Source organism: Sphingobacteriales bacterium, from assembly GCA_016700115.1.
Lineage (GTDB): Bacteria > Bacteroidota > Bacteroidia > Chitinophagales > UBA2359 > UBA2359.
The window spans coordinates 5,494,560-5,510,965 of record CP064999.1 but is presented as its reverse complement, the minus strand read 5'-3'; the positions used below and the strand labels follow the sequence as shown (position 1 = coordinate 5,510,965).

Genomic DNA, 16,406 nt, shown 5'->3' with positions numbered 1-16,406 from the left:
TAACAATACCATGAAAAAAATTTCAATCTCTTTGTTGGCTGTTCTGATCTGCCCGCAATTTGTATTTTCACAAGGGTGGGTGAGCTATTTCAAATCAAATGCTTCGTCCTATTACGATACAAAAGTTTTTGATTTATTCGAAATGGATGACGGGAACTTTTTGAGTTCTGGCAGATATCCGGGCATTGTCATCTTAAATTCTGAAACCGGAGATACGCTTTTAACAAGTAATCATGCAGGAGGTCATGGTGTACGGACAACAGACGGAGGGTATATGTTTGGGGTAAAGAAACTAAACCTCAATCTTGAATTAGAATGGGAAATTCCCGAATCAGTTTTGTCCTCTCTTTTCTTTGGTATTTGTGAATCCATAAATGGTACCGGCGACAATGTCGTTTATTCTGGTTTAACTTTTCAACTTCTGGGCGATGCTGATATTCCTATGAATTATAATTGTACATGGTCTGTAAACAGTTTCACCGGAACATACTCAAGTTTTCTTAATTATCTAATACTTCCGGTACAAACCCTTGATGACTGGGCAGCAGGTGAAAATAACGATATAGTTCCTTTATTGGACGGAAACGGCTGGATGGTTTTTGCTCAATGTAATGATTGTCATTCATGCTTTATCAAAGTTCACAACAGTGGCTCAATAAGCCAAACTTGTCTTGGTTATTATCCGGAAACCCGAAGCATTATTCACGCCAACGAGGGAGACGGCTATATCGTTACCACGGGAAATCGCGTTGTAATAAAAGTTGACCTGAACGGCAATATGATTTGGAGTAAAGCGTATCAAACTACTATTCCACCAGTGAATCCATACGAGTATGGTTTTAATAACATCATCAGCACAGGTACGGACGGCTATATTACAGTAGGAAGAACTTATTTATTCGAGAAGCTTTGGGTTGTCAAAACAGACAACAATGGCAACCTGCAATGGCAGTCTGACTATATTGGGATACAAAATTACCAGACAGTAGGTAGAACCATCATGAAAACATCTGATGGGGGTTATCTAGTAGGTGGCGTGGCAGTACACATTACCTCCCCTAATTATGAGGCCTACCCCTTCTTCGTAAAAATGGATTCCACCGGCAATTGCCGTCCGCAGGCAGCTTTTACCCATTCCTTAGACAATTACACCCTGAACATAGAAAGCAACACCTCCACAGGTGCCCATGAATATACCTGGCTGTTCGGAAATTCGGATACTGCCCAAACTGCAATGCCCGTTTACACCTATCCCAATCCCGGAACCTACAACCTTTGCCTCGTCGCCACCAACCCCTGCGGAAACGATACCCTTTGCACACTAATTGATGTCGCCACCGGCATAGATACACCTAAGTCCAACCTGCCCACTTTGTCGCTCTATCCAAATCCTGTTTCGGCAAACCAAAACATATTCTGGCAGGCAGACCGTATTTCATCGGGTGCTGCCTTAGAGTTGCGGGTGTTTAACCTTACCGGCAGTATCCTCTACCGGGAACAACCCAACCAACCGTCCGGAATTCTGCCTTCGCATACCTGGCCGCCCGGTCTTTACTTTTTGCAACTCATCACCCCTAACTCCCAAACTACCATCAGGTTGGTGGTTTCGGGGGAATGATTTTAAAACTTGTTAAACTCAAAGACTAAATAATATGATAAATATAGTTGAATTTGCTCTTAATATTTATCCCATCTATGCCTCGGCAAACAGCAATCCAATTTCAGATCCAGACCATTTATTAGATACCTTAGCAGGAGAACCAACACTTGAAACAGGTGATCATACTTGGGATAGAGTTTTCCAAATCATACTTAATTTAGGAAATACACCTAAACGGATATATTTCCCGGCAAGCTATACATGTACCACTGCTTTAGATCCTGCTCCTGATCCGGCTACCTACACTAAATATCCAATTCTCAATACTTTAAATATTGACCGTCCGGTCATAATCAGCGGAGACGGTGGACGCTCAACCATAATAGAATATGCAAATGAAACCGTACTTAGCCCGGCAATCAGAGTTTTAGCAACCGGTGTAACCATGGAGCACTTTAAAGTAAGAAGAAGTAACACCGGACAAATGGAACACGGAATATTGTTGTCGGAGCCCGCCTCAATTAAACAACTATATGTAGAACTTGCGTTATCTGACGGAATTCACATTGAAGAAACCGCCAATGGATGTCATTTGTATTATGTGAAATTGTATAACAATGCCCGATACGGATTTTTTACGGCGGCCTCTAATGGGGTAAGTATAGCGTTAGATGTCAATGCAAATTTGGAAGGGGCTGTTATAGATCAAAGCAAATCGGGTAACAATTATTATGGATGCCATACCGCAGGAATTGAAAGCGGTCCTCAACCTATTAGTTATCAGGCTAAAAATGGTCTGTTTTTGGGATGTTATGCAGAATTTAATCAGTTGTCGCCTAAAATAGATAAACCGGGAATCTGGATTGGAGCGGAATCGGAAATACCGGTTGGAAGCGGTACGATATGGAAAGACCAGACTTTTTATATACAGGATAAGAACCGGGGCATCCGTTTTGAAAACAGAACGGGCGGAAGTATTGTGGATTTTACCGCAGGTGGGGCATTGAAAGGCATCATATTTGAATTTGGGGCTAACGAAGATTTCCAAACCGGCTTATTTCCTTTTGAAAGATTAGACAATGCAGATCTCGACGAAAGACAAATCTCTACCGTGCGTTCCAGATTTGACCTTTACCGCCAACTCGAAGAGTTGATTGACCAACGCCAACAATTGATAGAACGATTGGAACAAACAAGTGATGAAGAAGAGTTGGCCGAAATTAAAATTTTATTGGGCAATAATCAAAGCCGGAAAAATTCAGTCAATTTTGAGATAAGTACGGTTGAAGAAAGCATTAAAGATATCCCTATCGGCTCGCTTGATGATGTTTTATTCGGGCGATGGCGACTTGAATATACACCCGACCAAGCGGGCGCATACAGCAATTGGTACCGGTTGAGATACTATGCCCAACCAATGCTTAATGACCCTGAAAGCGTATTAGTACCGGCAGAAGTTAGCACAGGTATGGCCTTTTCCAGCACGGTGGCCAATACGACGGATAATGGAAGCGGACATCGTTTATTGGGCTATGTCGCATTTCCAAGAGGATTTTTTATAGGTAGTGGCGTTAACAGAATAAAAATAGGCATATCGGATATTGCCCCTGAAAATCCGACCAAAATTGGCGATATTATATTCAACTCTAATCCTGCTGTGGGTTCTCCGGCAGGGTGGGTATGTGCCGATGTAGGTTCAGGAACTGCCTGGCGTACGTTTGGAATTGTAGAAGAGTAAGTCAGAAAAAAATTAACAATTCAATGATTTTGAAATGTTTAGTTGAAATTTTTTGTGGTTAGTTTTGTGGTTATAAGCTCTGGGTTTGCCCTTGTTTTTTTGACGCTCGCCTGTATAGGCGAAACGCAATTAAATATTACATTGGAACTGCCTTATACCACTTCACTATCTAAAAGAACCCACCCCTAACCTGACACCCCCCTGCCCCTCAAATGGGGAAAGGAGGGGTATTTAAAGACGTATGTCAGTAATTGATGGTTCAAAGTTAAATCATAGTTGGTATTACCATCTAAATTCCTATTTCGCAGAGGCTGTCCACAAAGGCTTTTAGAGAAAAACGCATCTAAATTTAACACTTTTGACAGTTTTTGCAATTCTTGAGCTTGTTTACTGATGATCGGGGCGTAATAAACTCTCTGGCTTTCTTTTCTCTTCACATTTTAGGTTTGTTAAGCGTGATGGTGCAGGGCTGTATGATTTTCTACGTCCCCAACAGCTAAACCGGCAATCTCTAATCTCCAAAACCGGAACAGCCAGAAAAAACGACCGGTTCCCGGTGAGTGCTACCCACTATTACTAATATACCTGGGGGCTAATTCACCCATGAACTCCTTCCTCCGGTTTTCTAAAATCACCTTGTTGAACCCTTTGAAATCAAAGCTCTTTTCAAAACGCTGACGATACGTCTGCTCGCCGTACTTCCCATATCGAGACATCATCAGACAGTTCTACCGTCCACGCACACATAAAAATAAAATTATTAGGTGAACTATAAATTTCAATTTACATTTGCCAATACAGGACTTCTTAGATAATATTGCTCTTGTGATGTTACGATTTTCATAAGGAAAAGCGGGGTTTCGTTTGGGATAAAATCAAAACTATGGCTTTACCTTCCTTTTTATGCAACTTTATCGAACTGTCCTTTCAAATCGTTAAAAAAAAAATGTCTTTACCGGGGTCGGGAAATGAAAAGAATAGAGTATAATTGTCAGTAAAATGTCTAAATTTAACTTTATTTTCAAAAAAATGATTTTTCTTTAAACCAATTCACCTTTTTCAAAAAAATCGAAAGTAAAAAAATCAAGGATTGATTTTGAAATATTAAGTGTAAAGCATATAGACTTAAACAAAAAAACATGCGCTAAAACATTACAGGCAACAGCCAACAACCTCCTTTCTTCACAAAAAAACTTGTGGTTTTATGAAAACTCATGCTTCAGAAATTTTGGTGTATTACAATCCCCAATCTGCTCGTGCACGCAAAGTATTGGCTATTGCCCGAAGCATTACTCCGGCAGTCAGAGAGGTAGAATATCACAAAACACCATTTACTCAAATGATGTGGCATCAATTGTTGGCTATGTTAGAACTTCGACCCAAAGACTTGCTCAACAAATCGGATTCGTATTATCAGGAAAATATTAAAGGTCGCGATTTTGATGCCGAAGGCTGGTTAAATATATTGATCAATAACCCCGATTTGATTAAAGCTCCTATTGCAGTCAGAGGCAATAAGGCTATTTTATGCAACAGTCCTAATGATGTGTTGCAATTACAATAAGGGGAGATTTTGAATAATAAGACTTAATGCAAGACTATTGGCCGGTCGAATTATCATTTTCGAACTTGGTTTATCCTGAATTTTGGTATTTTTCCAAGCCCATTTAAGCAGTTGTTATCAAAATTTTAAAGATTGTATATCAGAGATTTTTTAAACCTAATGGTCTGATTTTTTTTGTCTTATTTCGAAAGTCCAACGTTTTATTAAAAATGGAATCCAAATTCTTACCGCTATTTCCATTAAACATTGTAGCATATCCGGGCGAACAAATCAAGTTACATATTTTTGAACCCCGGTACCGGCAACTCATTACTGAAGCAGTGGTCAAACAAACGACTTTTGGCATTCCCACTCATATCCATAAAAAAGTCGGAAACTTCGGTACTGAAGTGTGGGTTTCATCTGTGTCCAATTATTTCCCTGAAGGCGAAATGGACATTGTGGCAGAGGGGTTGAATGTGTTTGAATTGAAACAATTTAACCCCTTGGTAGAAGGTAAGTTATATTCGGGGGGAGAGGTTGTTTTACCGGATAATCCGGACAACGGGCAAATTATAGACGAACTTAAAATCCAAAACCTGATTGAGCAACTGTATAAAGCCCTGAACATAAAAAAGACATTCGACAACTACAAATCCTACAATATAGCCCATCATATTGGCTTCAGTATGGATCAGGAGTACGCTTTACTGCAGATTTTGAACGAATACGAAAGGCAACAATTTATCTTAGCCCATCTTCAGGAATTAGTGCCAAGAGTAATAGAAATTGAGCGGTTAAAATTAAAGGTGCAAATGAACGGGTATTTTAAAAATTTTAAGCCCTTAGATTTGTAATCACTTCACAATTTACCAAATTCTGATTGGCCGGTTATTGATCTAATTTATAGGAACCATATACTTGTGTGGCATACAACCCGTTTTTATTTTTATTGAATCCAATCGAGGTGCCTACTAATTTGAATTCCTTTCGGATCAGGTTTTCATAGTGTGATTTTGAGGTTACCCAGTTTTTTACCATTCCTTCGGCTGCTTCCTTGTAAGTGGTATATTCAATTGTTGAATTTCTGCCCTGAGTAATGACCATAAACCCCCATAGCTGAAGATTTTCACCAATCATTTCGTAATGACCTCCATAATATGCCACCCGTTTGCCAACAGTTTGTTTTTCGCTGCCGGCGCTTTGCTCGTGCGAAAGTTTGCCACGTCTGGTAACAAAAAGGTTTTGGTCTGATGCTGCTTTTGCCAATAGTTCGTCAGGCTTTAGCGGTCCCAACTTTTTTTTGGCTCTCAATTGATTGATGCCTTCCAACAGCAGTTTGGCAAGTAGTTCTTCGTCAAAATTATCGGGATTGATCATGCTGTTGGCTGTATTGCCGCTTGCTATGGTTTTTGGTTCGTTGGTGGTGATTGGATTCATGAGCGGTTCTTTGTGATTATGCTGCCCGGTACAGGCTATGGCGATAAAAATACTTAAAGAACACAGAAAAAAGTATAACATTTTAATCATGGTTCACGACTTTTGAGAAATGGGCTAAACGCTAAACACAATAAAGAGAATTAACCATTTTTTTATGGGAAATAGTATATTTGCCACAGGATAAATTATGATACTAACAATGCAGCGATGGAAAGTTACATATTAGGGATTGATATTGGCGGTACCGGAGTAAAAGGAGCGGTGGTTGACACAATTACCGGCGAAATGACCACTCCCCGGTTCCGGCTCGATACTCCCAAACCTGCCACTCCTGCTGCCCTGGCTAAGACCGTTTCTGAAGTGGTTGCTAATTTTGAATGGCGGGGAAAAATTGGTTGCGGGTATCCGGGAGTAGTACAGCATGGGGTGGTGTTGACGGCTGCTAATGTAGATAAAAAATGTATAGGGGTCAATTTTGAAGTTTTGATGACCGAAGCCACCCGTTGTCCTGTAACGGTGTTGAACGATGCTGATGCTGCGGGAATGGCAGAAATGCACTTCGGAAATGGCAGAGATATAAAAGGAACAGTAGTGATAGTTACGGTCGGTACCGGAATAGGTACGGCCTTATTTCTGAATGGCGAATTAGTGCCCAATACTGAATTTGGACATATCATATTGGATAACGGTAAAATTGGCGAAAAATATGCGGCCGATGCCGTCAGACAAAGGCAAAGGCTTTCGTGGAAAGACTGGGGCGTTCGTTTCAATCATTACCTCCTTAAATTAGCCTCGCTATTTTACCCCGATTTAATTATCATTGGTGGAGGGGCAAGCAAATCGTTCAACCGTTTTCAAGACCAATTGACCGTTAAAACCAAAGTTTTGCCTGCCGCTCTCCTCAACCGCGCCGGCATTATCGGTGCTGCTATGGCTGCCAACAAAGATTATGGCTTGGGAGTTTAACGCTTTTAGATATATCTGTTAGCAGGAACTATAACGATGCGCACCGGCATATTTTACGGTACTATTTCTTCGACCGATACTGTTCCCAATGTGCCCGAGTTCCATTGAACGGTAATTGAGGATGTTCCCTGACCCTGAATGATATCTCCGCCACTGCTTACCTGCCAATTATAGGTTGCATAGGGCAATGAGGCGACACTATAGGTATATTGGTTATTTCCGGAGCAGACAACCGCCTCTCCTTCAATCAGAATGTTTTCGTTACAACCGAGATAAATGCGGTAGGTTTGCATTTGTTGTTGCCCAAGGTTGGCAGTTAGATTGCCATTGACCAAATCGGCAGGCAAAAGGTCTGTTTCGATATGGGTGGCTCGAGTGGCAGAGTTGGCGGTTCGGGTAAAATCTACTGTGCAAACTGAGGGCGTTGTGGAGAGATTCCATAGACGGGCGATAATTCCGCCATCCTCCACGCCCTCTTCCGAAGGTTTTAGTGTCCAGAGAACAACGTTTGGATCGGAAACCGACAGGTAGGAAAACATGGTTTCGGGAAAGGTTGTTCCTCCGCCGACTATGCCACAGATAAGCGGGTTTTGATGCTCTAAAGCCCATTTCATGGCGGTTGCCTGATTGAAACTGTTGTTGTGGATGTGCAGGGCGAAACGGTTCAGAAACTGTGTATCGCCGTGTTGGTTAAAAATACCGGGTCCCGAACCCGCCATCCGTCCTCCTGCAAGCACATTGATTTGTGAGGAGGTTTCGTCGAGGAAGTTGGTGGTGCTGCTGCCTATTTTCATAAACCCTGCATCGGCATTTGACAAGGTGATGCCTCTTCCGGCAATGCCGACATCGGCAAAATGATTGAGTGTTTGCCAAGCATGTCTTCGGGCGTTCATGGCATAATGCCCTCCCGATGAAGTGTTTTTTACCTTTAGTATTGCTCCCAACTCCTCATGATGAGTGGTTGGGTTGGTCAGGTTAAACGAAAAGGAATAGGTGCGGATATTGTCGCCGAAACTTGCATTGATGGTGTTTTGTAAATCAATGCGGTTGATGTCTTTGTATAAAGTTATCAGGGTGGTATGTTGTATAGGGTTTGTCGAAGTACACATAAACGTTGCTGACACCGCCCCATTGTTGACAAGGGAAAGCGTACCGGTATTGCTGTTGCCAGAACCCAAATCGTTGATATACTTGCTGTTAATAGCCTGACAATATTCTGTGTTTCCATTCAACTTATCCTGTAATGAGGTAATTACCCCGGCATTGGTAACGGTTAAACGGTAGAACTCGTTTTCCATAAGATTACCCGTTACAGTGATTGCATTGGGGAAACTGATGCCTGCACCGGCTTGAACTTCGTAGGTTTTATATCCTATCGAGGGAATGTTTTGAGCTAAAATGCGAAGTTTAGAACTTCCGTTGACCGTTACCATCTGAAAAGGGGTTTCCTGTCCGGTTTGCAAGTCTATAACCTTGATATTGGAAGAGCCGGTATAGTCAAAATCGGCTACATCGGTGCGCGTCCAGTTCAGCGGGTTCAGCACAAAGAAGCGCAGATTGGTTCCTGTTTTTTGAATACGCGAACCAAGTGCAGCTAATGATTGGGCGTATAATTGATTTACATATCCTGCTACATCATCGGCCAATTCGCGCTGCCAGTTTGCGCGTTCGTCATCTCCACAGCATCCGCCCAATCCAAAGTTGTGTTCCCAGTATTGCCCTAAAGCTACCCAACATTTTTCGCGCAATTCATCAACTGCCGGATAGGCAGCGGGGTTTTGTGTGGCAACCAGGGTGGCCATTACCTCGGCACTTCGCAGTTTTTCGACCATTCTCTTCACATTTGCCGTTACCTCTGCCAACGAAGCGCAATCGGTATCCCAATCGTTGCCGTAGGTGACACATTCCGTTGGAAGATTGTTGCCATACAAGCTGTTGAAATGCTCGAAAAAATCGGTTTCGTTGGAAACATATACCTGTTGTGTGGCATTGCTGTTGCTTTGCGCCACAGTTGGAAAAGTGCTGTCGAAGGTGGTAAGGTTATCCCAACCCCTGCCAAAACCTCCGGCTACCCAATAAGGATATTTGACGGTGTTGCATTTATCGGCACAATCGCCGACTGCATTATTGGGATTCCATGCTTCGGCATAACCTCCTAATCCCTGATTGTAATCCAAAGAATACCATTTCATCAAAACGCCGGTACTGTCGGGGCCTTTGTATTGGTAAATTTCATGGGTTCGATTTCCAAGTTCCGGGTAACTAACCGGCGAAGCACATCCACAAACTCCTTTCCACGAATAGTTTGCGCCGGAGCCTGCCCATAAAGAGGCCAATCCCAACGGGTGGGTTTGGTTTTCCATCGAAATGGCAATGTTCAGGTCTAAATTGTATTCCCGTTCTAATTTTCCCTGCCAATACATGCCCCTGATAATGGATTCTGCCGATTGACCGCCATAAGTAGCAACCATCATGTTGAGCGGCACTGTAACATGCCCCGATTGTATTTGGTCAATCAATCGCTGAAACTCGGTTGGGGTTTTGTATTTTTTATAAGTATATACCCAAAAGGCGGCATCGCAGTTGTAGCGGTTTTGGTAGGGAACAGGGTTGGTTGCGGTGGCCTCGTTCAGGTCAAGGTAATAATCCAACACATCCAGAAATGCTTGCTGATAGGTTGCTACATCGGCACTCCACAGATAATCGGTATGATCGTCGTTGGCAATGTAAATATGTTTTTGTTGTGCGGCGATATGGGCAAAACATCCCGAAAACGTCAGGTAAACTAAAAAGGTAAAGACACGCATAGAAAGGGCTTTTATGCTTTGGCAGATTTTTCCTAAATCAAGTAAGAGGAGCGCGAGAAACAAGCTGTAAAAATACATTTAACCGGTGATATTAGGGCTTCTGTTTGATTTGATTTATTGAGGTGGAAAAGTGCTTATTGTTGGCGAGTTCCTTAAAAATGTCAGATTGGTTGAGCGGTTATAACATTTTCTTTTTTAACCACTTCCACCCCACTCGCTATTCAGCACCACCCACCTGCTATTTAGCACCGCCCTCTGTCTGTTTAGCAAAGGGAGTACTATAATTGTTTAAAAATGACTTTATTTAGGTTAATTTGATCGCTGACAGGTCTGTCAGAGCATCCCCAGAATTATTTTCATGCCCCTTCCGATCGGCCAAACCATCCCCAGAATTATTTTCATGCCCCGTATGATTGTATAGACCATCCCCAGCATCGCAGGTATGCCCTGGCAGATCGGCCAGACCGTCCCTAAATTCCAAAATACTCCTGTACAATTGTGCGGAGGTCTGCCGGCACCGGCTTCTTAGTTATTTGTATTTAATGCTACAGTCATTTTACCCACCGAACGACCGGTTAAAGTCTTTAAATTGGGTGGATTATTTTTGACAACCTAATGGTATAACCTAATTACCTTAGTAAAATATATAACAAGTAAACTCACAAACCTTATTACGTTATAAAAATGAAAGCATAAAAAAGGGATGTATGCACTTCGGACAATAAGTTAATAAGGTTTTTTTTGAGTGTGTAATTAGTTGGTTACTAAGGTAATAAGGTGGTGGTGAAAACAAACTACTCGGTTTGTTACCTAAAGGAGGGCAGACTTTTTCAATTATTCTTAACAGCCTAAGTCAACTCTTTAAGTCATCCACAGACATTTAATACCAACTCTGATTTAATTTTGCACCACACATGATTGGTTAAAGTCTTTAAATTGGGTGGGTTCTTTTAGAAAGTGAAGTGATATAACCTTATTACCTTAGTAAAATATATAACAAGTAAACTCACAAACCTTATTACCTTATAAAATGAAAGCATAAAAAAGGGATGTATGCACTTCGAACAATAAGGTAATAAGGTGGTGGTGAAAACAAACTACTCGGTTTGTTACCTAAAGGAGGGCAGACTTTTTCAATTATTCTTAACAGCCTAAGTCAACTCTTTAAGTCATTCACAGACATTTAATACCAACTCCAATTTAATTTTGCACTACGCATGATTGGTTAAAGTCTTTAATTTGGGTGGGTTATTTTTGACTATGTAATGGAATTAGAGCCAAAATCTTTGGGCTGTATTGCCGGTAAATTTTTGACGCACTATTAACAAACAATTGTTGGTAAAACAGTAGCGAATACCCCCGAAAAACAAGACTTTTGCGGCTGTTATACCACTACCACACAATGCCTGATATTTTTTATGGGGATTTTAACGCCTTTTAAAGGGCTTACTCACCGGATTTGGTTGTTGGCTATCGTCAATTTTATCAACCGAAGCGGGGGAATGTTGATGTGTTTTCTGTCGCTTTACATCACCGAATCGCTGAATTACAGCATCCTGTATGCCGGTTATGCCATGTCCATATATGGGGTAGGGGCTATTTTGGGACAACAATTGGGCGGGTATTTTACCGACAAAATAGGCTATCAACGGGTGCAGTTAATTTCGTTGATTGCTACGGGGGGAATGATGTTGTGGTTGATGGAGGTTCGAAATTTCTACCTGCTTTGCTTTGTGCTGTTTTTTCTCAACGCTGCTTCGGAGGCTTTCCGACCTGCAAATACGGTGGCCATCAGTTTTAACAGCGACGATTCCAACCGAACCCGTTCCTTTTCGCTGATGCGCATTGCTTTTAATCTTGCCATTACCTTTGCGCTCACGGTTGGTGGATGGTTGATCACCAAAAGCTGGTCGTATATTTTTGTGGCCGATGCGATGACTTGTTTTGCTTCTGCGTTGGCATTGTTTCTGTTTGTTCCCGAAGTTCATCGCAAGGCGAAGCCCGATAAATCTGCCCCGCCTCCGGAAGCTGTTGTTAAAATCTCGCCTTACAGCGATATGGTTTACATGCGGTTTATTCTGGGTACTTTTTTGGGAGCATTGGTGTTTATGCAAATCATGTGGACGATCCCTCCGTTTTTTAAACAGGTGTATCATTGGGATGAGTTTACCATCGGGCTGGTTTCGGCGGTAAACGGGGCAGTGGTGATGTTGGTAGAAATGCCTTTGGTTCACCGCATCGAGAAAAAACGACCTGCTCTTTGGATTGTCCGATTGGGGGTGGTGGTTTATGGATTGAGTTATTTGATACTGACCCTTCCCACTGCTTTTATGTGGATAGCGGCTATCGGGTTTATGGTCATTATTTCGTTTGGAGAAATATTTGTCATGCCATTCAGCACCACCTGGGCAACCAAACGCTCGCCCAAAGCACAGGAAGGTCAATACATGTCGGTCTATGGAATTGCTTATGCGGCAGCCAATATCTTAGCTCCGCTAATGGGCACACAAATTATTTATTACTTTGGGTTCAGAGCGCTTTGGGGGATAATTGCGGCGATTGCATTTATCGCATATTTTGTTTTTAACGGCATATACCGGCAAAGCATCCAAGACCAATGATTTCGGTGAATAAGTTTTATCTTTGAAAAAAAAATCCGATGGCATCGTTCTCTTTTTCCACACGCTTCCATTTCACTTTGTTGGTGATGGCTTTTTTGGTGATAACCTCCTCATCCCTGTTTGCTCAAAAGGTCATCCGCCCCACTTATTCTTCCAGCGAGGTGCTTCCGCAATGGGTGCAATTGCTTTATTCCGACAATCCCAACGCATGGCAGGTGGATAGCGCATTCACGGCTTATTACCGTACCCATCCTTTCGTAAAAACCTCGCATACACAATATTACAAAAAATGGCGGAGAGCTAACCAACGGTATATCAATGCACAAGGATTTGTGGTCAAGCCCACTCCTGACGAAGCGCTCGCCTATCAGATTGCGCGGCAAAATACCATTGCCTCGCAACATGCGGCAAGAAGTGGCGGAAGCCTTTCGGAATGGACATGTGTTGGCCCTTACGAAACGTTCGAAGTCAGCTATAACGGGGTGCAACGCCCTAAGTCGGAACAAGCCAATGTTTATTGTTTCGATCAGTTTACCGTTAACCCCAACATCCTGTATTGCGGAACGGAAGGGGGGGAGATTTACAAATCGATCAACAAAGGACTCAACTGGACGTGTATGTCGAGAAACTATCCGATGAATGCCCCTACTGCCATAAAAATTCATCCCACCAACCCCGACATCGTGTTTGCAGGTGCCGGCAACCGGATTTTCAGAACCCAAAACGGAGGAGTAAGTTGGGAAGAAGTGTATTCGGCAAGCGGGCTGGATGTGAATGATTTTTCTATCAATCCGGGTAACCCGCTGTTAATTTTAGCCGCTTCATGGAATGGGCTTTACCGCAGCACCAATGGCGGGAATAGCTGGACACCTTTATACACACAGCCTTGTTACGATATTGAGGTGAAGCCCGATAACCCGGCCATTGTGTACCTCCTCAAAGGAAACCCAAGCCAGGATCGTTGCGAGTTTTTTAAATCAACCGATTTCGGGGCTTCTTTTAACATCGTTACCAACGGTTGGTACAACAGCACCGACCCCGACCGCGAAGACGGCGGCGCAAGAATGACCGTTACGCCTGCCGACCCTAACCGCATATATGTTGCCCTTATCGGGCAGGCAAAAAACAATGACAACGGGTTTATCGGAATTTATCGCAGCAACAACGCCGGCGATAGTTGGACACTTCCCAACCCGCCCACCGGAGGGCCTTATACAGCAAGCCATCCCAATTTAGCCAGTTTTCAACCCGATGGCAGCGGATTTCATCAGGGGTTTTACAATTTTGGAATTGCTGCTTCCCATACCAATGCCGACCAACTGCTGCTCGGATTTTTGAGCCTTTGGAAATCAACCGATGGCGCAACCACCTTTCTGCCTCTTGGCGGATATGTCGGCTCGCCCAACAACTATATCCATCCCGATATTCAGGAATTGGAAATTAACGGCACCGATATATGGATAACCTCCGATGGAGGCATCAATTACAGCACCGATTTTGTGGCCAACCACGAAGCGCGCAACAATGGGATTAACAGTTCCGATTTCTGGGGTTTCTCGTCCGGCTGGAACGAGGATATTCTGGTGGGAGGTCGTTATCACAACGGCAATACGGCTTGGTATCAAAACTACCCTTCCGGCAATTTTCTTGGACTTGGCGGCGGTGAAGCACCTACCGGTTATGTAAATCCGGGTCAAAACCGGAACACTTATTTTTCTGACATTGGCGGCAAGCGTATTCCTGTCAGTTTTGATGGGGTTGTCAGCAATATCCCCTTTGGTATTTATCCCAATGAAAGCTATTGGTCGGCCGAATCGGGCGAGGTGGAGTTCGACCCCCGTTGCTATAATACCGTTTTTGTTACCAATCAAAACAAAATCTGGAAATCGGAAGATGGCGGCACTACTTTTACCCTTCTCTATAGTTTTGGAACCAACACAGATGCCCAAGCACTTTATCTCGAAATTTCGCGAAGCAATCCAAATATCATGTATTGCACCCAGCGAAATGCCGACTATTGGAGTGACGGATATTTATGGAAATCGGTGAACGGAGGAAATACATGGACAGCAGTTACCCTGCCTCCGGGCTATGCAAGAAGATTGTTAATTTCTTTGAGTGCAACCAATGCCAACGTACTTTGGCTCGCCTTTCCCGATGGCGCAAACGGGCAAAAAATTTATCGCACCGACAACGGCGGAGGTTCGTGGCAAAATCTGACCACCACTACCCTTAACGATGAATCTATTCAGGCGTTATTGCATCAGGGCGGAACTGATGGAGGCGTATATCTCGGCACCAACCGAAGCGTTTTTTACCGCAACAACAATCTCCCCGACTGGCAATTTTTTGTGGACGGACTTCCTGCCGAAATCGCTTCCAATATATTGCGCCCTTTTTACAAAGACGGTAAAATCAGAATGGGGGCTTACGGAAAAGGGATTTGGGAATGTGAGTTGTACGAACCTTCAGTGCCCGTAGCTCAACCGATGGTGAACAAGCGATTCACCGATTGTCCCGGCGATACCCTTCAGTTTGAGGACTACTCTGTTTTGCACCATGCGGGGGCAAACTGGTATTGGGAATTTCCGGGCGGCAATCCTGTCACTTCGACACTGCGAAACCCAAAGGTGAGTTATCCCATTGGCGGAACATACAGCGTGATACTCACCGTTACCAACCCTTATGGCAGCGATACAAAAATTTTAACCGACCTCATCACCGTGAGCAGCAACACCAACAACCTGCCCGCCGAAACCAATTTTGAAAGCGGAACAGGTGTGATACAGGTAGTTAATCCTGATAATAGTTCCGGCTGGCAACCACATACCGGAACAAACTGTGCCGAAAATGGCAGCACCTCCTACACCGTTCAATGCTACGAATATCCCAATCCGGGACAAATAGACGAGTTGGTATTTCCTATTAATATGGATCTTACAGAAATAGAATCACCTGCTATCACTTTTCGTGTTGCGTATGCCCCCTATATTGACGGCGGTGGGGCATGGATCGATTCGCTCAAAGTGTTGGTATCTAATAATTGCGGAAACAACTTCTACACCCTATTTTCCGATGGCGGTGAAAACCTGAGCACCACCACATCGGGCACCGGCCCCAACAATAAATATGAGTACGATTCCTTTTCTCCGCAAAACTGCAACGAGTGGCGGAACGTCTGTCTCGACCTCAGGCCTTATTCCGGGAATTATGTAACGGTAAAAATCCAATGCCTGAACGGATACGGCAATAATATGTATATTGACAACCTGTCGTTCGACAACAAACCGTTGGTAGCCCCCGTCATAGGAGGGAACAACGCAGGTTGCAACACGCAAACTGCCGTTTACACCGCTCCCGGCGGGGGCAACACCTATCAATGGACAGTAACAAACGGGACTATTCTTAGCGGACAAGGAACCGCCACTATCGAAGTGGAATGGGCTGTAGGGGCAGGCAGTGTGTCGGTGGTGATAGAATAGAGGGGGATTTACAGGGCATAGTGATTTTTTCTTGCGCTGAGCTTTTAAAGCATTAATATGCTTCGAAAAGCAATGCAATTCCCCATAATAATCATTGCAGAAAAACAAAATTTGGTGTTTAGAATAGGGTCAGCAATAAAGTATTGCAGGGGGGCTTTGAGGTAATGCAACTGTGATTTAAAACATTGCGGAGGTTCATTAAAGTAAAG

Annotated in this window: 9 protein-coding genes; 7 read left to right on the top strand and 2 right to left on the bottom strand. The window is 43.3% G+C overall.

All coding sequences use genetic code 11. The features are described from left to right. Positions 1-10: 10 nt before the first annotated feature. From IPM47_19780 to IPM47_19765, 4 genes are all read left to right on the top strand, one after another. Positions 11-1,618: a T9SS type A sorting domain-containing protein gene (locus tag IPM47_19780; GenBank protein ID QQS29048.1), complete on the top strand. Its 1,608-nt coding sequence runs from the start codon at positions 11-13 to the stop codon at positions 1,616-1,618. A 34-nt stretch (positions 1,619-1,652) separates the two neighbouring features. Continuing rightward, the gene (locus tag IPM47_19775; protein QQS29047.1) at positions 1,653-3,338 is read left to right on the top strand and encodes a hypothetical protein; all 1,686 of its coding nucleotides are present in this window, start codon (positions 1,653-1,655) and stop codon (positions 3,336-3,338) included. A 1,204-nt stretch (positions 3,339-4,542) separates the two neighbouring features. Then, a complete protein-coding gene (locus IPM47_19770; protein QQS29046.1) occupies positions 4,543-4,902 on the top strand; it encodes a glutaredoxin in 360 nt (119 codons plus the stop codon). Positions 4,903-5,111: 209 nt separating this feature from the next. Further along, positions 5,112-5,738, top strand: coding sequence for an LON peptidase substrate-binding domain-containing protein (locus IPM47_19765; GenBank protein QQS29045.1), 627 nt, complete (start codon positions 5,112-5,114; stop codon positions 5,736-5,738). Between the two features lie 34 nt (positions 5,739-5,772). On the opposite strand, the gene IPM47_19760 is transcribed toward IPM47_19765, so the two are convergent. Further along, positions 5,773-6,402: a CAP domain-containing protein gene (locus IPM47_19760; protein QQS29044.1), complete on the bottom strand. Its 630-nt coding sequence runs from the start codon at positions 6,400-6,402 to the stop codon at positions 5,773-5,775. A gap of 126 nt (positions 6,403-6,528) precedes the next feature. Between IPM47_19760 and IPM47_19755 the strand changes: the two genes are divergently transcribed. Further along, positions 6,529-7,287 carry an ROK family protein gene (locus IPM47_19755; protein ID QQS29043.1) on the top strand — a complete coding sequence of 253 codons (759 nt, stop codon included), beginning with the start codon at positions 6,529-6,531 and terminating at the stop codon, positions 7,285-7,287. A 53-nt stretch (positions 7,288-7,340) separates the two neighbouring features. On the opposite strand, the gene IPM47_19750 is transcribed toward IPM47_19755, so the two are convergent. Further along, a complete protein-coding gene (locus IPM47_19750) occupies positions 7,341-10,094 on the bottom strand; it encodes a glycoside hydrolase (protein ID QQS29042.1) in 2,754 nt (917 codons plus the stop codon). Positions 10,095-11,512: 1,418 nt separating this feature from the next. On the opposite strand from IPM47_19750, the gene IPM47_19745 reads away from it, so the two are divergent. Both IPM47_19745 and IPM47_19740 read left to right on the top strand, forming a co-directional pair. Further along, complete coding sequence (locus IPM47_19745; GenBank protein QQS29041.1) at positions 11,513-12,715, top strand: MFS transporter; 1,203 nt, start codon at positions 11,513-11,515, stop codon at positions 12,713-12,715. 38 nt (positions 12,716-12,753) lie between these two features. Continuing rightward, on the top strand, positions 12,754-16,197 hold the full coding sequence (locus IPM47_19740; GenBank protein ID QQS29040.1) for a PKD domain-containing protein: 3,444 nt from the start codon (positions 12,754-12,756) through the stop codon (positions 16,195-16,197). The last annotated feature ends 209 nt before the right edge of the window (positions 16,198-16,406 follow it).